The organism is Pseudomonas sp. S3_A09 (assembly GCF_054668065.1).
In genome coordinates, this window is record NZ_CP162752.1 from 2,862,904 (window position 1) to 2,884,630 (window position 21,727).

Below are 21,727 nucleotides of genomic sequence, written 5' to 3' on the forward strand. Positions count from 1 at the left end.
CGCGAGCTTGCTCGCGAAAATCGTCAACGATAACGCAGTGACCCTGGTTGATCGCGGCGCTCTCAGGTTTTTCGCGAGCAAGCTCGCTCCTACAGTGGGCGGTGCCGGAGCTTTTAGCGGTGCAGGACGTATTGGCCGGTGAAAACGACTGCTCGCGCTTCACTGCCCTCATTCACAACCCACGTCTGCAGCGTCAGCCGCGCGCGGCCATAGCGCTTGTACGTCGCCACGAACCGCTTCCACACCTTTTCCTCCGGCGACGGGCACACCACCGTCGCATCCCGCGTAACCGGCAACGGGTAACTGATCTGGCCTTCCTGGATCACGATATGCCCGTCTTCAATCCCTTCTTCACGCAACTGCAAGTGCAGCCAGCCCCAGCCCGCCAGTACCGCGCCGCAATACAGGCTACCGCCGAACATGGTGCTCTTGTGATTGATGTTGGCTTGCAAGGGCAGATGCAGTTCCAACTGCCCCTGTGTCCAGTCGAGCACCTTGAGGCCCATGTCCCGTGTGAGGGGGATGTCGTGGTGAAGGATGGATTCCAGGTAACGGCTGTCGCGGCTCATGGGGGCCTCTTGGCGGGTGGGGGCTGTCATTCGTCGTCGCTGCTTTGGTTGGCGAAGTTCAGGCCATGCTTGCGTAGCTTGTCGTGCAGGGTCTTGCGCGGGACGCCCAGGGCTTCCGCGAGGCTGCGCATGGAGCTGTGGGGGCGGGTCAGCTCGGCGGCAATCAGGCTTTTTTCGAACTGCTCGACTTGCTCGCTCAAGCCACCGGGCGTAGAGGTCAGGGTGCCAGCTGATGGATTGTCCGGCGTGTTATCCAGCGCCAGTTCCAGGCCCAGGGCAAAGCGCTCTGCCGCGTTCTGCAATTCGCGCACATTGCCCGGCCAGCTATGGCGCAATAACAGCGCGCGCTGCCCCGGTTGCAGTTCATGCAGCGGCAGGCCGTGGCGGCTGCTGGCTTCGTCGGCGAAGTGCTGGAACAGCATCAACGCATCTTCGCCGCGCTCGCGCAGGGGTGGAATGCGCAGCGGCGCCACGTTGAGGCGGTAATACAGGTCGGCACGGAAGCGGCCCTGGTCGGCGGACTGGCGCAGGTCTTCCTTGGTGGCGGCGATGATGCGGATATCCAGTGGGATCAGCTGATTGCCGCCCAGGCGTTCCACCACGCGCTCCTGCAACAGACGCAAGAGTTTGACCTGAACATCCAGGCTCATGCTTTCGATTTCATCGAGGAACAAGGTGCCGCCGTTGGCGAATTCGAACTTGCCGATACGGCGTTTCTGCGCGCCGGTAAAGGCGCCCGGCTCATGGCCGAACAGTTCGCTCTCCACGACCGACTCGGCCAGTGCCCCGGCGTTGATTGCCACAAAAGGCCCGCTACGGCGGCTCGACAAATCGTGCAGCGCGCGGGCGACCACCTCTTTGCCGGCGCCGGTTTCGCCGAGGATCAGCACGTCAGCCCGGGTCGCGGCCAGCGCGCCGATCTGCTCGCGCAGGCGCAGCATTTGCGGCGAGTGGCCCACCAGTCGCGTGCTCAACTGCTGACGGTCGCTAAGGGCCAGGCGCAGGCTGCGGTTGTCCAGCACCAGGCGGCGCAGGGCCAGGGCGCGGCGCACACTGTCGAGCAGGGCGTCGCTGGCGAAAGGTTTTTCCAGGAAGTCATAGGCCCCGGCGCGCATGGCCTGCACCGCCAGCGGCACATCGCCGTGGCCGGTGATCAGCAGCACCGGCAACTCCGGGTCCTGGCCGTGCAGCTCGGCGAGCAGCTCCAGGCCGTCCATGCCGGGCATGCGGATGTCGCTGACCACCACGCCCGGCCAGTCCCGCGACAGGCGCGCAGTGAGGCCGGTGGCTTCGCCCAGGGTCAGGACGTTCAGCCCGGCCAGGTCCAGGGTCTGGCACAGCGCCTGACGCAGGTGTGGATCATCGTCGATCAACACCACCTGAATCTGGTTATCGATACTCATACACTGCGGTCCTCGGACGGTTGCAGACTGACGCCCGGCGCACCGGCACGCAATTTCAAGGTTAACAGCGCACCGCCTTCCTTGTGGTTGGCAAACAGCAGTTCGCCGCCAAAGGCACGCATCAGAGTGTCGCAGATCGCCAGCCCCAACCCCAGGCCCTGGGTGCGCGTCTTGGTGGTGTAGAACGGCTCGCTGGCGCGGCCCAGGGCTTCCATGCAAAAGCCCGGGCCGTTGTCGCGAATGTACAGGTTGACGCCCTGATCGGTGGTTTCGGCACTCAGCCACAGTTTGCGCGGCGGACCTTTTTCGGTGAGGGCGTCGAGGGCGTTGGCCAGCAGGTTGCCCAGAACCTGGCGCAAACGGGTTTCGCCCGCCTGTACCCAGAGGGTGGCTTCGGGCAAGTCACGGACCAGTTCCACCTCCATCGACCGCCGCCGCTTGGCCAGCAGCGCCAGGGCATCGTCCAGCGCCGGTTGCAGGGCGACGCTCTCGGGCGCATGGCGGTCGCGACGGGCAAAGGCGCGCAGGTGGGCGATGATCGAGGCCATGCGCCCGGTCAGTTCGCTGATCAGCTTGAGGTTGCCCCGCGCATCCGTGGTGCGCTCATGGTCGAGCAGGATTTCAGCGTTCTCTGCATAGCTGCGAATCGCCGCCAGGGGCTGGTTGAGTTCATGGCTGATGCTTGCCGACATGGTGCCCAGCGCCGACAATTTGCCCGCCTGCACCAGGTCATCCTGGGCACGCACCAGTTCCTGCTGCGCGTGTTCGCGCTCCAGCACTTCCTGCTTCAGGCGCCGGTTGAGGCCTTCGAGGTCACTGGTCCGCTCGACCACTCGCGCTTCCAGCTCGCGACGGGCCTTGGCTTCGAACGCAATGCGTTCCAGGTAATGGCGGCGACGTTGCATCATCAAGCCCAGCAGCAGCATCAACACCAGCAGCGTCGCGCCGCCGACTGCCACCACCGTGCGCACCGGACGGCTGATCAGCGAGCGTGGTGCGAGGATTTCCACGTTCCAGCCGGTCTCGGCGATGGCTGTGGATTGGCGCAACCAGGCGGTGTTGCTCAGGCTCAGTGGTTGCGGGTCGCGGGTCGGGTAGGGCTGGATGGCGATGATGGCCCGGCGTTCTTCGGCGGTCAGCGGCCGGGTGGCGCGGAATCGCCATTGTGGGCGCGACGTCAGGATCACCACACCGTTATGGTCGGTGACCAGCAGTTGCTCCGGGGTGTTACCCCACAGGCTTTCGGTGTGGTCCAGGTCGACCTTGACCACCAGCACGCCGATGATCGTATCGCCATCGCGCACGGCGGCGGCAAAGAAGTAACCGCGCTTGGCGGAGGTGGTGCCCAAGCCGAAGAACCGCCCCAGGCGCCCGGCCATGGCTTCGCTGAAATACGGCCGGAACGAGAAATTACGCCCGACGAAGCTGTCCTGTTTATCCCAGTTGGATGCAGCCAGTGTCTTGCCGGTGGTGTCCATCAGGTACATCACCTCCACCCCGGCCTGGGCGGCGACGTCCTTGAGCAGCAGGTTGGCGTTGACCAGGTTGGTGCTCACCCCAGGCGCATCCAGCGCGATGCGCAAAGCCGGCAAGTCGCCAAGGATCTGCGGCAGCACCTCGTAGCGGTGCAGGGTCCCGAGCAGGTTGGCCACGTACAGGTCGAGGGTCTGGCGGTTCTGCCCGGCCAACTCGCTGCGGTAATAGCGCTCGGCCAGGTGCTCCAGCGGCCACAGCAGCGGTGCCAGGCACAACGCCAACAAGGCGAGGCTGCGCCAGCGGGGTCTACGCGGAAGGGGTGGAGTCATGAGAGTCATGCGCCTGTGGGTACAGGCGCATTATGCCTAGTGCTGCAGTGCAAGACACTCGCGCAATGCGTCTTGCCAGTGTGGCTGGCTGACGTGCCATTGCTGCTGCAGGCGGCTGCAATCGAGGCGCGAGTTCAGCGGGCGCTTGGCGGGCGTCGGATAAGCGCTGGACGGGATGGGCTCCAGTTCGGCGCAGGCTTTGCCTTGCTGACGCAGGTGGTCGCCAATGGCTTCGGCAAAACCGAACCAGGAGGTTTCGCCTTGAGCACTCAGGTGATAAATGCCCCATTCCCCCGGTTCGCCTGCTTGCCAGCGCTCGATCAACGCGCGCGTGCTGTTGGCAATGCTGCCGGCCCAGGTCGGCGCGCCGATCTGGTCGGCGACGATGCGCATTTGCGGCTTCTCCTGCAGCAGCCGCTGCATGGTCAGCAGGAAGTTCTTGCCGTGGTTGGAGTAGACCCAACTGGTGCGCAGAATGAGGTATTCGCCGCCGACGGCCGCAATCGCCTGCTCGCCCGCCAGTTTGCTCTGGCCGTAGACGCCCAGCGGGTTCGGCGTGTCGGTTTCGCGGTAGGGGGCAGGTTTGCTGCCGTCGAACACGTAGTCGGTGGAATAGTGGATCAGCGGGATGCCCAGCGCCTTGGCCTCTTCGGCAAGGATGCCCGGGGCGATGGCATTGATGGCGAAGGCCGCGTCCGGCTCGCTCTCGGCCAGATCGACGGCCGTGTGGGCCGCTGCGTTGATGATCAGGTGAGGGCGATGGGCCCGCACCTGCTGGCGAATGTGCTCCGCTTTGGCCAGGTCAAGCTGGTCGCGTCCCAGGACGACGAGTTCGCCCAGGCCTTGGAGCCGCAGTTGCAGCTCGCGGGAGACTTGGCCATGTTGGCCGGTGATCAAGATTTTCATGGGAACACGTCAGCTTCCATCAAGGGTTTACCTGCCTGGTCCTTGGCGGACAGCTGTGGCGCCTCGCTCAGCTCCCAGTCGATTGCCAGTGTCGGGTCATTCCACAAGATGCAGCGTTCGGCACTGGGCTGGTAGTAGTCAGTGGTTTTGTACAGGAACTCGGCGTGTTCGCTCAGTACCACGAATCCATGGGCAAAACCTTCCGGCACCCATAGTTGGCGGTGATTCTGGGCCGATAAGCGTACACCCACCCACTGGCCGAAATTCGGCGAGCTGCGGCGGATATCGACGGCTACGTCCAATACTTCACCGGCGGTGACACGCACCAGTTTGCCTTGGGTGTGTTCGAGTTGGTAATGCAGGCCACGCAGCACGCCCTTCTGGGAGCGTGAGTGGTTGTCCTGAACAAACTGACGTTTGAGACCCGTTGCCTCTTCAAAAGCCCGGGCGTTGAAGCTTTCGTAGAAGAAGCCACGTTCATCACCGAACACCTTGGGTTCGATGATCAGCACGTCGGGCAGCGAGGTTTCAATGACGTTCACTGATTCTCTCCAGCCAGCGAGTACAGGTATTGGCCATAGCCGGTCTTGCCGAAGTATTTGGCACGCTCCAGCAGGTGCTCGCGGTTGATCCAGCCGTTTTCATAGGCGACTTCTTCTAGGCAAGCTACTTTCAGGCCTTGGCGGTGCTCGATGGTCTGCACGTACTGCGAGGCTTCCAGCAAGCTGTCATGGGTGCCCGTGTCCAGCCAGGCAAAACCACGGCCGAAACGCTCTACATGCAGGTCGCCGCGCTTGAGGTAGGCGTTGTTGACGTCGGTAATCTCATACTCGCCACGGGGCGAAGGCTTGACCGCCTTGGCGATCTTGATCACGTCGTTGTCGTAGAAGTACAGGCCGGTCACGGCATAGCTGGATTTTGGCTTCGCCGGCTTTTCTTCGATGGAGAGGGCACGGCCCTCGCTGTCGAAGTCGATCACGCCAAAGCGCTCCGGGTCCTTGACCCAGTAGCCGAAAACAGTAGCGCCAGACGCTCGCTTGGCCGCACCAAGCAGTTGTTCGCCGAAATGCTGACCATGGAAGATATTGTCGCCCAGGATCAGGCACACAGGATCATCGCCGATGAACTCTTCACCAATGATGAACGCCTGGGCCAGGCCATCCGGGGTTGGCTGCTCGGCGTAGCTGAAACGCACGCCAAACTGGCTGCCATCGCCCAGCAAGTTGCGGTATTGCGGCAAGTCCACGGGGGTGGAAATCACCAGGATGTCCTTGATACCCGCCAGCATCAGCACGGAGATCGGGTAGTAGATCATCGGCTTGTCGTACACCGGCAACAACTGCTTGGACACACCCAGGGTAATGGGGTGCAAACGTGTGCCGGACCCGCCGGCCAATACGATTCCCTTCATCATGCGATCAAATCCTTAAAGTCAGTGTTGCCTAAACGTTCGCCCTGATAGCTGCCATCCTGGACCCTGCGGCACCATTCCAGGTTATCGAGGTACCACTGCACGGTCTTGCGCAAACCGGATTCGAAGGTTTCTTCAGGAACCCAGCCTAGCTCGCGTTCAATCTTGCTGGCATCGATTGCATAACGCTGATCGTGGCCGGGGCGGTCTTTGACGAACGTGATCAGGTCGGCGAATTTTTCGACGCCGCTGGGGCGTTGGGGTGCCAACTCTTCCAGCAATTGGCAGATGCCACGCACGACATCGATGTTTTTTTGCTCATTGTGACCGCCGATATTATAGGTTTCGCCGACGATACCCTCGGTCACTACTTTCAGCAGCGCGCGGGCATGGTCCTCGACAAACAGCCAGTCACGTACTTGTAAGCCATTGCCATAGACCGGCAATGGTTTGCCCGCGAGTGCGTTGAGGATCACCAAGGGGATCAGCTTCTCGGGGAAGTGGAACGGCCCGTAGTTGTTCGAACAGTTCGTGAGCAGCACCGGCAGGCCATAGGTGCGTTGCCATGCGCGTACCAGGTGGTCGGACGCCGCCTTGCTCGCAGAGTACGGCGAGCTGGGCGCATAGGGCGTGGTTTCAGTGAACAGGTCATCCACGCCGTGCAGGTCACCGTACACTTCGTCAGTGGAAATGTGATGGAAACGGAAGTTACCCTTGGCGGGCTCGGCCAACGTCTGCCAATAGGCGCGGGCGGCCTCCAGCAGGCTGTAGGTGCCGACGATATTGGTTTGAATGAAATCCGATGGGCCATCAATCGAGCGGTCGACATGGGACTCTGCCGCCAAGTGCATGATCGCCTGGGGCTCGAAGCGCTCCAGTATGGCGCTGACAGTGGCCTGGTCGATGATATCGGCCTGGACGAACTCATAGCGGCTGTTGGACGCGATGCTGGCCAGCGACTCCAGATTGCCCGCATAGGTGAGTTTGTCCAGGTTGAGGACTTCGTGCTCGGTGTGTTGAATCAGGTGACGGATCAGGGCAGAGCCAATAAAACCGGCACCACCGGTGATGAGAATGCGCATGTCGGAGGGCCTTTTCCTTAGACGGACATTAAGCGAATGGAGCATAGCTTGAGTTGTGTGGCGAGGTGGCGCAAGCGCGGTGTGACTAGGGGTTGCCTTATCCACCAGAACAATGGCGATATAGACGCCTAAAAAAACCGAGGTCGTCACAATGCCGCTCGCCACCCTGATCCATCGTGCCAGTCTACCCTGCCCGCAAGTGGGCACCGATCAGGTGGCTCAACTGCTCGCGCAACATTACGGCCTAGCTGGCACCTTGCAATCATTGGGCAGTCAGCAAGACCTCAACTACAGAGTCGACAGCCCCCGCGGCCGGTTTGTTCTGAAAATCTGTCGGGGCGACTACGACGCTGTTGAACTGCACGCCCAGCACGCTGCGCTTGATAGGCTGCAGACGGTACGCGTACCCAAGGTCATCAAGTCTTTGACCGGGGAAGCGCTGTTGACCCTGAACCTCGACGGTCAAGCCCTGCACGTGCGCGTGCTGGAGTACATCGATGGCCAGCCGTTGACCCATCTGCCCCACCTGGGGCGCGGGGTGATCGCAGGGTTTGGTGACCTGTGTGGGCGGATGAGCCAGGCGCTGGCGCGGTTCGAGCATCCGGGCCTGCAACGCACGCTGCAGTGGGACCCGCGCCATGCCCAGGCATTGATCAAGCATCTGTTGGCGACCTTGGAAAACCTGCCGCATCGCCTGGCACTGGAGCAAGTGGCCGAGCAGGTCGAAACGCGTATCCGCCCCTTGGCCGATCACTTGCCGTGGCAGGCGGTGCACATGGACATCACCGACGACAACGTGGTGTGGCAGCGCGATGCGCAACGGCACTGGCAGATTCAGGGCGTGATCGATTTCGGCGACCTTGTGCACACCTGGCGCATTGCCGATCTGTCGGTGACTTGCGCGGCGTTGCTGCATCATGCTGACGGCGATCCCTTTGCGATCCTGCCGGCGATCCAGGCCTGCCACGCGGTCACGCCGTTGCAGCACGAAGAACTGCTGGCGCTGTGGCCGCTGATCGTCGCCCGTGCGGCGGTGCTGGTGCTGAGCAGCGAGCAGCAGCAACGCCTGGATCCGGATAACCGCTACCTGCTGAAAAACGCCGAGCATGAGTGGGAAATTTTCCATGTAGCCACGTCAGTGCCATTTGCATTGATGGAGGCGGCCATTCTGGGCTGCGTCGGTCAGGCGCCGGCACCCCTCGCCAGTCAAGGCTTTGCGCCGTTGCTGCCGGGGTTGGTTGGGCGTGAGTTTGCGTTGATCGACCTGGGCGTGCTCAGCCCGCATTTCGAAGCGGGTAACTGGGAACAACCGGGGGTCGATCAACGGCTGTTGCAGGAGGCGGCGGCGGTGCATGGCCTGGCGGCAAGTCGCTATGGGCAATACCGTTTGTCGCAGACCCAGCCTGACAGCGCGATTGAGCCAGAGACGTTCCCGTTGCATGTCGAACTGCACGTGCCGTTGGGGACATCGGTTGAAGCGCCGTTTGCAGGTGTTGTACGACCGGGCGCCAACGGTGGGCTTCAGGTGCACAGCAGTGAGGCAAGCGTGTGGCTATGGGGCATGAAAGCACTGTTGCAGCCAGGTGCCGCAGTGCTCAAGGGCCAGGTGATCGGTGAAGTCGAAGGCCCGCTCATTGTGCAACTGTGCCGTGCTGACGTGCCCGCACCGTTGTTTTGCACGCCGTCACGGGCACAGGCATGGCAATCGCTGTGCCCATCGCCGGCCGCGCTGTTGGGCCTGGCCTGCGACGCCGAACCAGAGTTGGACCCTGAGGCCTTGCTGGCCCGCCGCGACGCCAGTTTCGCCCGTTCGCAAAAGCACTATTATGCCGACCCGCCACGCATCGAACGTGGCTGGCGCAACCACCTGATCGACATGCAGGGCCGTTCCTACCTGGACATGCTCAACAACGTCGCCGTGCTGGGCCATGGTCACCCGCGCATGGCGGCAGTGGCAGCGCGGCAGTGGTCGTTGCTCAATACCAACTCGCGTTTCCATTACGCGGCCGTTGCCGAATTTTCCGAGCGTTTGCTGGCGCTGGCGCCTGAGGGCATGGACCGGGTGTTCCTGGTCAACAGCGGCACCGAGGCCAATGATTTGGCGATCCGCCTGGCCTGGGCCTACAGCGGCGGACGCGACATGCTCAGCGTGCTGGAGGCGTACCACGGCTGGTCGGTGGCGGCGGATGCGGTGTCCACGTCGATTGCCGACAATCCCCAGGCGTTGAGCAGCCGCCCGGACTGGGTGCACCCGGTGACCGCGCCCAATACGTATCGCGGTGAGTTCCGCGGGCAGGACAGTGCGCCGGATTACGTCCGAAGCGTGGAGCACAACCTGGCGAAAATTGCCGCGAGCCAACGCCAACTGGCGGGTTTCATCTGCGAGCCGGTGTATGGCAATGCAGGTGGCATCTCGTTGCCGCCGGGCTATTTGCAGCAGGTGTACGGACTCGTCCGCGCCCAGGGTGGCGTGTGCATCGCCGATGAAGTGCAGGTGGGTTACGGCCGTATGGGGCATTTTTTCTGGGGCTTTGAAGAGCAAGGCGTGGTGCCTGACATCATTACAATGGCCAAGGGCATGGGGAATGGCCAGCCGCTGGGCGCGGTCATTACTCGGCGGGAAATCGCCGAGGCGCTGGAAGCTGAGGGGTATTTCTTCTCGTCGTCGGGAGGCAGTCCGGTGAGTTGCCGGATCGGAATGGCCGTGCTGGATGTGATGGAAGAGGAAAAGTTGTGGGAAAACGCCCGGGTGGTTGGTGGGCATTTCAAGGCCCGGTTGGAAGAACTGATTGATCGTCATCCGTTAGTGGGGGCTGTCCACGGCTCAGGTTTTTATCTTGGACTGGAGTTGGTCCGCGATCGGCAAACCCTGGAACCCGCTACTGAAGAGACCACGTTGCTGTGTGATCGCCTGCGGGAATTGGGGATTTTCATGCAACCGACGGGGGATTATTTGAACATCCTCAAGATCAAGCCGCCGATGGTCACGTCTCGACACAGTGTGGATTTCTTCGTCGACATGCTGTCGAAAGTGCTGGATGAACAGTTATAGATAGTCGATTCTTATCGGCTAAATAATCTCATGGTTATCAGCCATGATGTTTTGTCGCTTCTAAAGCCGATTTTTATCCGTTATAAAGTCGGCTTTACCCCCATTCGGAGTCCTGATCGCCATGACCACCCTGCACAGCACCCCACGCGCCGATGGCTTCCGCATGCCTGCCGAATGGGCACCACAGACTCAGGTCTGGATGATCTGGCCTGAGCGCCCGGACAACTGGCGCCTGGGCGGCAAACCGGCGCAGGCGGCTCATGTGGCGGTGGCCAAGGCCATTGCACGTTTTGAACCGGTCACGGTGGCGGTTTCCGCCGGTCAATACGAAAACGCCCGCGCGCGCCTGGATGTGCCGAACATCCGCGTGGTGGAAATGTCCAGCGATGACGCCTGGGTACGGGACACTGGCCCGACCTTCGTGATCAACGACAGCGGTGAGGTGCGCGGCGTGAACTGGGACTTCAACGCCTGGGGCGGTTTCGACGGCGGCCTGTATTCGCCGTGGAACCGCGATTCGCAAGTCGGCGGCAAGATCCTCGAAATCGAACGCACGCCACGCTATCGCACCGAAGGCTTTGTGCTGGAAGGTGGGTCGATCCATGTCGACGGCGAAGGCACCCTGATCACCACCGAAGAATGCCTGCTCAACCGCAATCGCAACCCGCACCTCGACCGTGCCGAGATCGAAGCGGTGCTGAGCGCCAATCTGGCTGTGGATAAGATCATCTGGTTGCCGGACGGCCTGTTCAACGACGAAACTGACGGCCATGTGGATAACTTCTGCTGCTACGTGCGCCCGGGCGAAGTGCTGCTGGCCTGGACTGACGACCCGCAAGACCCGAACTACGCGCGCTGTCACGCCGCCATGGACGTGCTGCAAAGCAGCACCGACGCCCAGGGCCGCTCGTTCACAGTGCATAAAATGCCGATTCCGGGCCCGCTGTACGCGACCGAGGAAGAATGTGAGGGTGTCGACCCGGTTGACGGCACCCAGGAACGTAATCCGACGGTGCGGTTGGCGGGTTCCTACGTCAACTTCCTGATCGTCAACGGTGGCATCATCGCGCCGAGCTTCGACGACCCGCTGGACAGCCAGGCCAAGGCTATCCTGCAGGACCTGTTCCCGCAGCATGAAGTAGTGATGGTGCCGGGCCGCGAACTGTTACTGGGTGGCGGCAATATCCACTGCCTGACCCAACAACAGCCAGCGCCGCACAAAAACTGAGTGCAGTTGTAACAGCACCATGACGACGAACCGGCGCTGATCGGTTCAGGCGTCCACAACCAGCCCGCGACCCAGACAGGTCGCGGGCTTTTTTGTGGCCAAACGCCTATGAACACGAGACATTGGCATAGCTCTTGTATCGCCGGTGTGACAGTGGCCCAAGGCGATGACTGCGCAGTTCTGTCATAAACCTTGAGTAAGTTAGCCGCTCACGCAGTAGGAGAGAGCGCTGAAATGAATGCCGATATCAACCTGATGTACACGCGCACGTCCCACCCTTTGCGGGTCAACGGCGACGCGATCCATGTGCTGGCGCTCTGGTTGAGGGAAAACGGCCCGCGGCAGATCAGGCAACAGCCTGACTGGCGCAGCGTGATGAGTGAACGTTATCCGGCGGGGTTGTTCAGTGAGGATGAAGTGCACGTGTTGTGCGATTTGTTGAAGAGCCTGTAGGCGCCGGCTTGCCGGCTCCTACAGGGAGAGGCGCTGCATTAGAAGCTGTAAGTCCCCGTCACTACCACGCTACGCGGTTCTCCCGGCTGAATTTGCGCCACACTGGTCGCCGACGCGTAGTAGGTTTTATCCGCGATATTGTTCAGCGCCGCCCTGACGTCCCATTCCTTCTGGCGGAACCCAGCCAACGCATCCCAGCGACCATAGCCCGGCAGCACCACGGTGTTGAGGTTGTCGGCATAGCGATCGCCGACCAGGGTCAAGCCGGTTTCCGCGTACCAGCCCATCTCCGGTTTCCAGGTAATGAACAGGCTGGCATTGCGTTTGGCCACATCGCTGACGCGCTTGCCTTCAAAGCCGTTGTTATCCTTCTCGACCGTGGCCTCTTGCAGGCCGACACCACCACGCACGTACCAGTTGCCGACGATCTTGCCGGTGGCGGTCAGCTCCACGCCGCGTGAGCGCTGCAAACCGCTGAGCAGCGTGATTGTGCGATCCAGGGGGTCGCTGGTGCGGCGGTTGTAGAGTTCCAACTCGTACACCGCCAGGGTGGTGCTCAGGCGGTCGTCGAGCCAGTCGCTCTTGACCCCGATCTCCTTCTGCTTGGTCAGCTCGGGGCTCAGGTCGTTGACGCTGCCGGCAGCGTTGGGGGTGATACCGATCAAGCCACCGCCTGCGGGAGAAAACGTCTTGCTCCACGAAGCATAGAAGGTGTGATGTTCCAGTGGCGTCCAGACCAGGCCGAAGCGCGGGCTGGTGCTGTGGCTTTTGACGTCCTGCTGGGTATTGAGCAGTTTGTTTTGGGTGTCCACTTCGAACCGGTCGTAACGCAGACCGGCCAGGACTTGCCATTGGTCATTCAGGCGCAGTTGGTCCTGCACGTAAAGGGCACGGCTTTCGACTTCGGTGTGGTTGTTGCTCGACAGGCTCATACGGCCGGTGTGGCTGAGGTTGCGGTTGGGCTGGCTGAGGTCCAGGCTCGGCACCGCCTGGCCGCCTCGGTTGACGGCGGTGGCGGTGTACAGCTTCGGATCGCGGCGCTGACTGCCCAGTTCGAGGCCGGTGAGCACGCGATGTTCCAGGCCGTAGGTACTGAAGCCACCTTCCAGCTCGACGTTGTTGAAGACATTGAGGGTGGTGAGGTCTTGCTGCCAGCGTTGGCGTGTCACGCTGTGGGTCGCCGGCACATAGGCGGTTTGATAGGTATTGTCGAAATCGCTGTCGAGCTTGAACACGCCCAGGGTCTGGCGCAGTTGCCAGTTGTCATTGAGTTGATAAGCCAGCTTGGAGCGTAGCGACTGGGTTTTGTCGTCGATGTAATCGCGGTTATCAAAGTAGGTGGTGCTGCGACTGACATCCGCGGGTCGGCCGTTGACGCCGGGAATGCCACGGTCAGGCGTGCGGTTGTAACGGCTGTATTCGTATTGCACCAGCCAGTTCAGGTCCGGCGTGAGCTGCCAGCTCATGGACGGAGCGAACAACTGGCGATTGCCGCTGACGCCATCGCGGAAGCTGTTGTTGTCTTGATTACCCATGTTCAGGCGCAGGCTGATGTTATCCGTGGGGTCGGTGCTGAGGTCGGCGTACACACTGCGCAGATCGTTGCTGCCACCCTGGGCTTCGATGCTTGATTTGTGCCCGGCCATAGGCAGTTTGCTCACGCGGTTGACGATTCCTCCCTGACCGCCTCGCCCGTAGAGTACGGCTGCCGGCCCCTTGAGCACTTCGATGCGCTCGATGTTGTGCAGGTCGCGCACATATTGGCTGTCGTCGCGAATGCCATCCAGATAGAAGTCATTGCTCGCGTCGAAACCTCGGATGCGCACGCTGTCGAAGCGCGTGTCGGCGCCGCTGCTGACGTTGGGGATGCCGCTCAATGCCTGGCCCAGGTCATTAGTGCCATAGGAACGCAGGCTTTCGGTCTTCACTGAGTCGATGGCCTGAGGCACATAACGCACGGGTGTGGCGGTGCGGGTGGCGGTGCTGGTTTCTTTGACGCGTGGGTCGTCTTCGTCAACTTCGGCGCTGATCGAGGTTTCAGGCAAGGTAGTGGCCGCACAAGCAAAACCGACAGACAGCAGAACGGAGAGCCCAAGGGTGATGGGCGTCAGGCGAAGGGCAGGCATGGAGAAATGTATCCGAATTGTTAGGGAGGCAAACTGCGTTAATGGTAATGCTTTGCATTTACGTGCGTTATCCATTCCCAAACGTATCGGGCCTGAAATATGTTACTAGATGTGTTTCCTGCCTGTTTTGCTGCGGTTTTATGTCGCTTTCAGAACGGCTGTAGGTCCCTCCTTAGAATTATTTCGCCTAAATACAGACGATTCGCGAAATTGACACATAGTTCCGGGCGCGACTAGGATTGCGCCCAACGCCTGTGGCTAACCGCCATGACTCATCCAATAAAAAAAGGCCCGCGGCCTGTTAAGTCGTCCGCGGGCCTTCTTTTTTCCGGAATCAGTCGACACCAGAAAAAGCGACATGGAGCCTGGTGTCACAGCGCGTACTCAACCAGGAATAAGGAATATAAGAAAATGTTGAAGCAACGGATGAGTCTGATCGCTCTGGGGATTTTGAGCGCATCGACAGCCATGGCAAACGATCAGGACCAGTCGAAGGGTTTTATCGAAGACAGCCACCTGAACATCGCCGCACGTAACGCCTACATCAGCCGTGACTACAAGAACGGCAAGCAAGACAAAGCCGAGTGGGGCCAAGGCTTCATCGGCAAGCTCGAATCCGGTTTCACCCAAGGCACCGTTGGTGTGGGTGTGGACGTGATTGGCCAATACGCTATCCGTCTGGACGGTGGTAAAGGCCGTGCCGGCGCTGGCGGTATCGACTTCTTCAAACAGGGCAATGGCACTACCAACCCTGATGGCTCGAACAACCCTGGCTCGGCCCCACACGACCTGGCCAAGGGCGGCGCTGCCGTGAAGTTCCGCGTTTCCAACACCGTGCTCAAGTACGGTGATCAGTTCCCGGCCGTGCCTGTGCTGCAGTACGACAACTCCCGTCTGTTGTCGGAAACCTACACCGGTACGTCGATCGTTTCCAAAGAGATCGCCGGTCTGCAACTGGACGCAGGTCACTTCACCAAAGAAGCCCGCAAGAGCATGGAAGGCACCGACAGCGGTCGCCTGAAAAGCATCGACTACATCGGTGGTAGCTACAAATTCACCGAAAGCCTGTCGGCTGCCCTGTACGCCTCCGATATGCAGGACGTGCTGAAGAAGCAATACGTCAACGTCAACTACGTGCTGGCCCTGCCAGAAAAGCAGTCGCTGACGTTTGACTTCAACGGCTACAAAACCAAGCTGGACCGCAGCTTCGCCCTGGAAAACCAGAAAGACGCTGACGCCCGTGACAACAAGATCTGGAGCCTGGGCGCTACGTGGGCTGTCGGCCCGCACAGCTTCACCGTCGCTCACCAGCGCAGCACCGGCGACACCGGCTACCTCTACGGCGGCTACCGCAACGCTGGCGGCATCGGTGACGGTGGTAACACCATCTTGCTGGCGAACTCCTACTGGTCCGACTTCAACGGCAAGGACGAGCGTTCCTGGCAGCTTGGCTACGGCATCGACTTCGCCACCTTCGGCGTACCGGGCCTGACCTACAACGTTGCCTACGTGCGCGGTACCAACATTGACGACGGTACCAACCGTGGCGATGGCACCGAGCGTGAAATCTGGAACCAGTTCAAATACGTCGTACAGAGCGGTCCAGCCAAAGACCTGAGCCTGCGTGCGCGTGCGTCGTGGTTGCGCGTGTCCAATAACGCCGACCAGTACAACGTGGGCGGTAACGAAATCCGTCTGTTCGCCGACTACCCGATCAACGTCTTCTAATGATCCGGCGTCGCGCCTGATTCCAGGCGAAAAAAACCCCGACTGGTTCGGGGTTTTTTTATGCGCGCTAGTGCGCTGCGGTCTTGTTACACCGCAGTACGAATGAAGTACTCGGCCCCACCTTTATCCCTCCCCGACGCAAGCCTAAATTGACCTCACTGCCCGCCCATCACCCCGATGGCCGGCCACTGGAGTCCCTGCCATGCCCTTTGTCAGCCTGCGCATCACCCGTGACGGCGTTACCTCGGAGCAAAAAGCCCAGGTCATCGCCGAGTTCACCGAAACCCTCGAACGCGTCCTGCACAAACGCCCCGATCTGACCCACATCGTCATCGAAGAAGTCGACACCGACAACTGGGGCTATGCGGGTATCACCACCACCGAATACCGCAAATCCCAAGCCTGAATCCCTACTGGAGAATCCTCATGAAGAAAGTCGTCATCATCACCGGCGCATCCCAAGGTATCGGTGCTGCCGTGGTCCAGGCCTACCGTGCCCTCGACTACCGCGTGGTCGCTACTTCGCGCTCGATCCAGCCATCCACCGACCCGGACATCCTCACCGTCGCCGGCGACATTGCTGACCGGGCCACCGCCCAGCGCGTCATCCACGAAACCCTGGCCACCTTCGGGCGCATCGACAGCCTGATCAACAACGCCGGTATCTTCGTCGCCAAACCGTTCACGGCCTACACGCAAGAGGACTACGCCAACGTCCTCGCGGTGAACCTCAACGGCTTCTTTTACATCACCCAACTCGCCATTGCCGAAATGGAAAAAAACAACGCCGGCCACATCGTCAACGTCACCACCAGCCTGGCGGATCACGCGATTGACGGCGTGCCGTCGGTACTCGCGAACCTCACCAAGGGCGGACTGAATTCGGCCACCAAGTCCCTGGCGATCGAGTACGCCAAACGTGGCATCCGGGTGAACGCGGTGAGCCCGGGGATCATCAAGACGCCGATGCACGGCGCGGAAACCCACGCGGCGCTCGGGCAATTGCATCCGGTCGGGCACATGGGCGAGGTGAGTGACATCGCCCAGGCGATTGTCTACCTGGAGAACGCCGGGTTTGTGACCGGCGAAATTCTGCATGTAGACGGTGGGCAAAGCGCCGGTCACTAAACGTCAGGCTTTGGCCGGCACGAGTTTTTTGCAGTTCTCTTTACGTGCCGGATATTGCTCACACTTGCGCAGCACGGTTTGCACCTGCTGCGCATTTTGCACTTGCTGGTTAGCCAATAATTTCTCGGTAATGAACAGTTCTTCAGAGCCGAGGTGACGTTCCGCCTTGTCGATCATCGCCAGCGCCGACTGCCCATCTCCGCGTTTGAGGTGATAGCTGATCATCAGGTCGAAGGTGGAGGGGCCCGCCAGGCTCCAGTCCTTGATCGCTTGCAGCTCTTTCAGCGCTTCGCCGCTCCGGCCCTGGGCCAGTCGCACGGTGTAGGCGGTGCGGCGGATACCGGGTTGGTCTTTGACGGGAGAGGCCAAGGCTTTGCGGATGAACCCATCAGCGTCTGGGACTTTGTTTTTCTCCAGGGCGTCGTTGGCGAAGTAGGCATCCTTGTAACCTTGCATGGCTTTCGCCACTTGCGGCGTGCTCTTCATTTTCGTCCAGCTTTGCGTGTTGATCCGTGCACGGCGCTCCTGGCGATACTCGCGTTGCAGGTACTGGCGTAACTCGGTGTCGCGATCAGTTGCCGACATATGGGAGCGATTGAAGTACTGGGCGGTCGCGGTGATGCTGGTGGTCAGGCCGTCTTTGACCAGCACATCCAGTTCCTGGGTAAACCGGTTCAGGTTGAACTGCTGCAGCGAATCCTGCATGGCGTTTTTACGCGCGGTCAGAAAGCCCGTGAGCAACGGTTTTTGCTTGCCCTGAAAATCACTGAGGCGTTCAAGGCTGTGGGTCGCGGCACGCGGTGCATAACCGGCGCGGATCATCAAGTCAGTGCCAAGCAAGTCGGCCTGGTCTTCCTGGGTGCGGCCCCAGGCGGTGCTCCAGACATGGTCGGAAAACGTGTTGGCCAGCGCGGTATACAGCACGGTATTCCCGATGGTCTTCTGGGTGCCGGCGGGGTCTTTGCTGAACAATTTCATCGTGCCGGAACTGCGATCCACGCCCGTGTCGGCAGCCATGGTGGCCAACGCGACCGTGGAGGCGACCGTGGTGAACATCTCTTTCTGCTGCTGGAAGGCGGCCATGCGATCGTGGTGGTGCAGCAATACGTGGCTCATCTCATGACCGAGCATCGCCGCGATTTCGTCTTCGCTCCCTACGTTATCCAGCATGCCCAGGGGCACGAACACATTTCCGTAAGGGTCAGCCGAAGGGCCGAAGCTGTAACTGTCGGTGATTTTTACCTGCAAGGCCGGCAACTCGCCCGGCCAGCCCTTGGATAAGCGCGTGACAATACCCTGCAGATACACCTGCAGCATCGGAATATCCACCAGGTTCTGCTGGCGAGCCTCGGCTGCGGGTACTGTGCGTCCGTCATAGCTCAAGCGTTGTTGGCTCTGGCGTTGCGGGTCGAGTTTGTAATACGGGCGCACGTCTGTGTTATCCACATAATGGCCCTGCACCCGGGATTGGGTCGAAGGTCCCACCAGATTCATGAACGCCTGATCGGCGCCCTTCAACGTGGCGCAGCCACTGAGTAGCGTGCTTGCCAGCAGGCTGGCCGCCCATAGAGATCCTTTCACCGCAGCGCTCCTTTTTATTGATTGCAGCCGGCACCAAAACCAATGGTGGAGTTGTTGCGGCTGTCTTTGGTCTGGCTTTTGGTCAGGCCTTGGCAGGGTAGGTCCACCACGTTCAGCGGCGGCTCGATGCGCAGGTCCATCGTGTCCAACCAGACCTTCTGGCCGGCCAGTTCCACCTGCACCAAGTCCAGCGCCTTGTTGTACTGCAACACCGGCAAGGGCTGCGTAGGCGTTTCCTGCTTCGATAACTCGCGCTGTTGTTTACCTTGCTCATCGAGCACCGCTACCGGGTCGGCGAGGAATGCCTTGATGCTGTGGGTTTCCGCCCAGGCGCCCTGGGTAAAGAGGGTGGCAAGCAAGACAATGAGGCTTCTGTTCATCCTTGGGTTCCTTGAGTCAGACATCTGAGCGGCACACTCAGCGATCTCGGTCGAAGAAGGCTTCGATCCGCTCGCTGAACAGCACCAATGACAGCAATACGATGCCCAGCACGTTGACCGGGGTGATGTTGTTGACGCTCAACAACACACTCATCAGGGCAAGCACCGACATCACTAACAACCACGACGGGCACGGCGAAGAAAAAAACCGGATCTCGCGGCGGCGCCAACGGCTCCAGGGGCGGTGACCCGCCAGCCGTCGCGCATGCAGCGCCTTGAGCACGGCGATCAACGCCAATAGGGCGAGCTCCAGCAGGTCCAGCCAATTGAAGGGCAGGCCGGGAAAGTTGGCGGGCTCATGGGCGTAGTCCATGCCTGCATTGATCAGGTTATCCAAGGCCATGGCGTGCAGGTACACGCCCGGTAGCTGGCCGTGAACCGGCGAGTCCACCAAGTCTCCCGTGGAGGTGATATTGGCGCCGACCAGGACCAGGCGATCGCGCAATAACTCGGTGAGCAATGCCTGGTCTTGCGGGTCGCTGACTTCCAAGTCGCTGGCTGACACCGTCAGGGTATAAGGGCAGCGGGCCAGGGCCGAGTCGTCGAGTTTCCAGAACACCGCCTGGAAAAACTGTGCGAGTCCATCCAGGACAAAATGCCGCGCCGGCGCGCAGTGGCGCACATCAGCAATACGCGCTTGCTCTGGCGCCAGCTTCAGCCCCCACTGCACCGCGATCGGCTGCCGCTGTGCGGCGGTTTGGGCATCCACCGGCGGCGACTGGCACTTCTGCGTTCTGCAGAGTTCGCGGTAGAGCACCATGGCTGGTGTTTCCATAAGCCCTAGTGGCGTCTGAACTGCCAACGGGTACTGGTCGTCCACGCCTTCCCAGGCCACCAGGCCTGGGCGGCTGACCTCGGCGAAGGGTTGCAGTGTGTTGGCCTGGCCCGCCTCTCCTCGCACGACGCCGGTATTCGCCAGCCACAGCGGGATACCCTGGCGCTGATAACGCTCGAACACATTTGCCAGTAGCTGGCTGCCCCGCGCCGGGTCGCCAAAAGAATGGTCATGGCTGTACAGCAAGTCCACGAAAACAGCCTTGGGCTTGTACGCCAGCAAACGTTTGAACAATTTGCTCTGCTCGCCGTAGGGCATCGGCCAAGAGGTGCCGTTGCGCATCAGGTAGGCGTCATCGATCACCACCACCGCCACGCGTTGTTGACCTTCGTTGGAATAGTGACTGGCGAACATGCGGTTAAGCCACTGCGCTGACGCCTTGTCGCTGGAACTGGCCAGGCCGAAAGGGTCCAGGACCGCCAGTAGCACGATGATTGCCGCGAGCCAGTAGCGGCGGTGATTAAAAAGCGGTGGGGTCGACAAATCCATGTCTCGATTAGAAGCACAAGCAAGGCAGGGTTTTTAACGGAGCGGGGAGGGGGTGTCAATGAAAAAAGGTGGCTAAGTGCCATATAGGTGTCGCACGCGCGGGCTCTCAGCAATGTTCGTGCGTGGCGAGCGTCCAGCATGGGTTTACAGGCGCGACTGAACGCCGCCTCGGACGCATAGCCAATCGCGAAGACAACGTAATGATCAATAAGCGCCGTCAATTAAATGACTTATTTATGGCTGAAACTGCCGTTTGGCGGCAAGTTAGACAATACGTTGACAGTCCCTTTCGGATCCAACATTATTCGCGACGATTTTGATGGCTCTAAGCCATTAAAATGACATTAGTGACGCGCATTCGTCCCAGGCTGTGGTTCTTCAAGATTCAGGGATAAGGCGGCTTGGACTCGGATGGCCAGGCGACGTTGGTCAGGGTAGCCCTTAAACACTGTCACCTTTAATTAGCGGGTTCGCTGCTGCGTGCCTGCGCTCGAGTCTTAGGAAGCAAACTTCATGGCTGTAGGACGAATTCTGGTTACCGGCGGTGCAGGTTTTATTGGGTCACATCTGGTAGAAGCTTTGCTGGGTAAAGGCTACAAGATTCGCGTACTGGACAACTTGTCGACCGGTAAGGTGGCTAACCTGCCCGTCGCACATCCTGACCTGGAGCTGATGATTGGCGATGTCGCAGACAGTGCCGTGGTCGAGCAGGCCATGGCTGACTGCAGCGCAGTCGTGCATCTGGCTGCGGTGGCGTCGGTGCAGGCTTCGGTAGACGACCCCGTCGCCACCCACCAGGCCAATTTCGTCGGCACGCTCAATGTGTGCCAAAGCATGCTCAAGGCCGGCGTGACGCGGGTAGTGTTTGCCTCCAGCGCAGCCACCTACGGCAACAACGGCGAAGGCACGGCCATCGCCGAAGACACCCCCAAGTCCCCACTGACGCCTTATGCCAGCGACAAGCTGGCCAGTGAGTACTACCTGGACTTCTACCGTCGCGAGCACGGCCTGGAGCCGGTGATATTCCGCTTCTTCAATATCTTCGGCCCACGCCAGGATCCGTCTTCGCCGTACTCCGGCGTGATCAGCATCTTCACCGAGCGCGCGTTGGCGGGTCAGCCAATTACCGTCTTTGGTGACGGCGAGCAAACCCGCGATTTCGTTTACGTGCAGGATCTGGTGAGCATTCTCGTCCAGGCAGTCGAGACCCGCGAACCGGCACCTGAAGCAATCAACGTAGGGCTCAGCCGCTCGACCAGTCTCAATGACCTGATCGCTGAACTGGGCAATGCCACCGGCACCGCGTTGAACGTGACGTACCAGGCACCGCGCCAAGGCGACATCCGCCATTCGCGCGCCAATAACACCCGTCTGCTGGAGCGCTTTGCACTCCCGCAACCGACGTCGATTGGCCAGGGTTTGGCGCAGCTGTTGCGCAGTTTGTAGTTCGCCGGTCACTTCGCCCGACGTTTACGCAGTATTGGCTCAGTC

The 21,727-nt window shown here is 60.6% G+C and carries 18 protein-coding genes; 7 read left to right on the forward strand and 11 right to left on the reverse strand.

Features of this window, described 5'->3' with window-relative positions:
- Positions 1-113: 113 nt before the first annotated feature.
- Genes AB4N92_RS13505 through rfbB form a run of 7 tightly spaced genes read right to left on the reverse strand, consistent with a single transcriptional unit; the run spans position 114 to position 7,176 of the window.
- On the reverse strand, positions 114-569 hold the full coding sequence (locus tag AB4N92_RS13505; protein ID WP_021492342.1) for a YiiD C-terminal domain-containing protein: 456 nt from the start codon (positions 567-569) through the stop codon (positions 114-116).
- A gap of 26 nt (positions 570-595) precedes the next feature.
- Positions 596-1,972: a sigma-54-dependent transcriptional regulator gene (locus AB4N92_RS13510; RefSeq protein WP_010214047.1), complete on the reverse strand. Its 1,377-nt coding sequence runs from the start codon at positions 1,970-1,972 to the stop codon at positions 596-598.
- Entirely contained in the window at positions 1,969-3,777 is a 1,809-nt protein-coding gene (locus AB4N92_RS13515; protein ID WP_236266980.1) for a sensor histidine kinase, read from the reverse strand. Before AB4N92_RS13515 ends, AB4N92_RS13510 begins: the two co-directional genes overlap by 4 nt.
- 36 nt (positions 3,778-3,813) lie before the next feature.
- A complete protein-coding gene (gene rfbD, locus AB4N92_RS13520; protein WP_236266981.1) occupies positions 3,814-4,683 on the reverse strand; it encodes a dTDP-4-dehydrorhamnose reductase in 870 nt (289 codons plus the stop codon).
- Positions 4,680-5,225: a dTDP-4-dehydrorhamnose 3,5-epimerase gene (gene rfbC, locus AB4N92_RS13525; protein WP_010214044.1), complete on the reverse strand. Its 546-nt coding sequence runs from the start codon at positions 5,223-5,225 to the stop codon at positions 4,680-4,682. The genes rfbD and rfbC overlap by 4 nt, the downstream gene beginning before the upstream one ends.
- Positions 5,222-6,097: a glucose-1-phosphate thymidylyltransferase RfbA gene (gene rfbA, locus AB4N92_RS13530; RefSeq protein ID WP_021492339.1), complete on the reverse strand. Its 876-nt coding sequence runs from the start codon at positions 6,095-6,097 to the stop codon at positions 5,222-5,224. The genes rfbC and rfbA overlap by 4 nt, the downstream gene beginning before the upstream one ends.
- Positions 6,094-7,176, reverse strand: a complete 1,083-nt coding sequence (gene rfbB, locus AB4N92_RS13535; protein WP_021492338.1) for a dTDP-glucose 4,6-dehydratase — start codon at positions 7,174-7,176, stop codon at positions 6,094-6,096. Before rfbB ends, rfbA begins: the two co-directional genes overlap by 4 nt.
- Before the next feature lie 151 nt (positions 7,177-7,327).
- On the opposite strand from rfbB, the gene AB4N92_RS13540 reads away from it, so the two are divergent.
- The 3 genes from AB4N92_RS13540 (at position 7,328) to AB4N92_RS13550 (ending at position 11,909) form a co-directional block, all read left to right on the forward strand.
- Complete coding sequence (locus tag AB4N92_RS13540; RefSeq protein ID WP_183703033.1) at positions 7,328-10,228, forward strand: aminotransferase; 2,901 nt, start codon at positions 7,328-7,330, stop codon at positions 10,226-10,228.
- Between the two features lie 121 nt (positions 10,229-10,349).
- The gene (gene aguA / locus AB4N92_RS13545; protein ID WP_010214037.1) at positions 10,350-11,456 is read left to right on the forward strand and encodes an agmatine deiminase; all 1,107 of its coding nucleotides are present in this window, start codon (positions 10,350-10,352) and stop codon (positions 11,454-11,456) included.
- A gap of 234 nt (positions 11,457-11,690) precedes the next feature.
- Positions 11,691-11,909: a hypothetical protein gene (locus AB4N92_RS13550; protein ID WP_010214036.1), complete on the forward strand. Its 219-nt coding sequence runs from the start codon at positions 11,691-11,693 to the stop codon at positions 11,907-11,909.
- A gap of 38 nt (positions 11,910-11,947) precedes the next feature.
- On the opposite strand, the gene AB4N92_RS13555 is transcribed toward AB4N92_RS13550, so the two are convergent.
- The gene (locus AB4N92_RS13555) at positions 11,948-14,035 is read right to left on the reverse strand and encodes a TonB-dependent receptor (protein WP_236266982.1); all 2,088 of its coding nucleotides are present in this window, start codon (positions 14,033-14,035) and stop codon (positions 11,948-11,950) included.
- 411 nt (positions 14,036-14,446) lie between these two features.
- Here AB4N92_RS13555 and AB4N92_RS13560 point away from each other — a divergent pair, with 411 nt between their 5' ends.
- The 3 genes from AB4N92_RS13560 to AB4N92_RS13570 all read left to right on the forward strand — a co-directional run bounded on the left by AB4N92_RS13560 (position 14,447) and on the right by AB4N92_RS13570 (position 16,891).
- On the forward strand, positions 14,447-15,763 hold the full coding sequence (locus tag AB4N92_RS13560) for an OprD family porin (RefSeq protein WP_010214034.1): 1,317 nt from the start codon (positions 14,447-14,449) through the stop codon (positions 15,761-15,763).
- Positions 15,764-15,965: 202 nt separating this feature from the next.
- Positions 15,966-16,169: a tautomerase family protein gene (locus AB4N92_RS13565; protein WP_010214033.1), complete on the forward strand. Its 204-nt coding sequence runs from the start codon at positions 15,966-15,968 to the stop codon at positions 16,167-16,169.
- Positions 16,170-16,189: 20 nt separating this feature from the next.
- Complete coding sequence (locus AB4N92_RS13570) at positions 16,190-16,891, forward strand: SDR family NAD(P)-dependent oxidoreductase (RefSeq protein ID WP_010214032.1); 702 nt, start codon at positions 16,190-16,192, stop codon at positions 16,889-16,891.
- 3 nt (positions 16,892-16,894) lie between these two features.
- Here AB4N92_RS13570 and AB4N92_RS13575 read toward each other — a convergent pair whose 3' ends face one another.
- Genes AB4N92_RS13575 through AB4N92_RS13585 form a run of 3 tightly spaced genes read right to left on the reverse strand, consistent with a single transcriptional unit; the run spans position 16,895 to position 20,236 of the window.
- Complete coding sequence (locus tag AB4N92_RS13575) at positions 16,895-18,472, reverse strand: M48 family metallopeptidase (RefSeq protein ID WP_044286474.1); 1,578 nt, start codon at positions 18,470-18,472, stop codon at positions 16,895-16,897.
- A gap of 14 nt (positions 18,473-18,486) precedes the next feature.
- On the reverse strand, positions 18,487-18,852 hold the full coding sequence (locus AB4N92_RS13580) for a hypothetical protein (RefSeq protein ID WP_010214029.1): 366 nt from the start codon (positions 18,850-18,852) through the stop codon (positions 18,487-18,489).
- 37 nt (positions 18,853-18,889) lie between these two features.
- Complete coding sequence (locus AB4N92_RS13585) at positions 18,890-20,236, reverse strand: CHASE2 domain-containing protein (RefSeq protein WP_044286475.1); 1,347 nt, start codon at positions 20,234-20,236, stop codon at positions 18,890-18,892.
- A 513-nt stretch (positions 20,237-20,749) separates the two neighbouring features.
- Between AB4N92_RS13585 and AB4N92_RS13590 the strand changes: the two genes are divergently transcribed.
- Positions 20,750-21,682 (forward strand): NAD-dependent epimerase/dehydratase family protein, encoded by a 933-nt coding sequence (locus tag AB4N92_RS13590; protein WP_069672841.1) that lies wholly within the window; start codon positions 20,750-20,752, stop codon positions 21,680-21,682.
- The last annotated feature ends 45 nt before the right edge of the window (positions 21,683-21,727 follow it).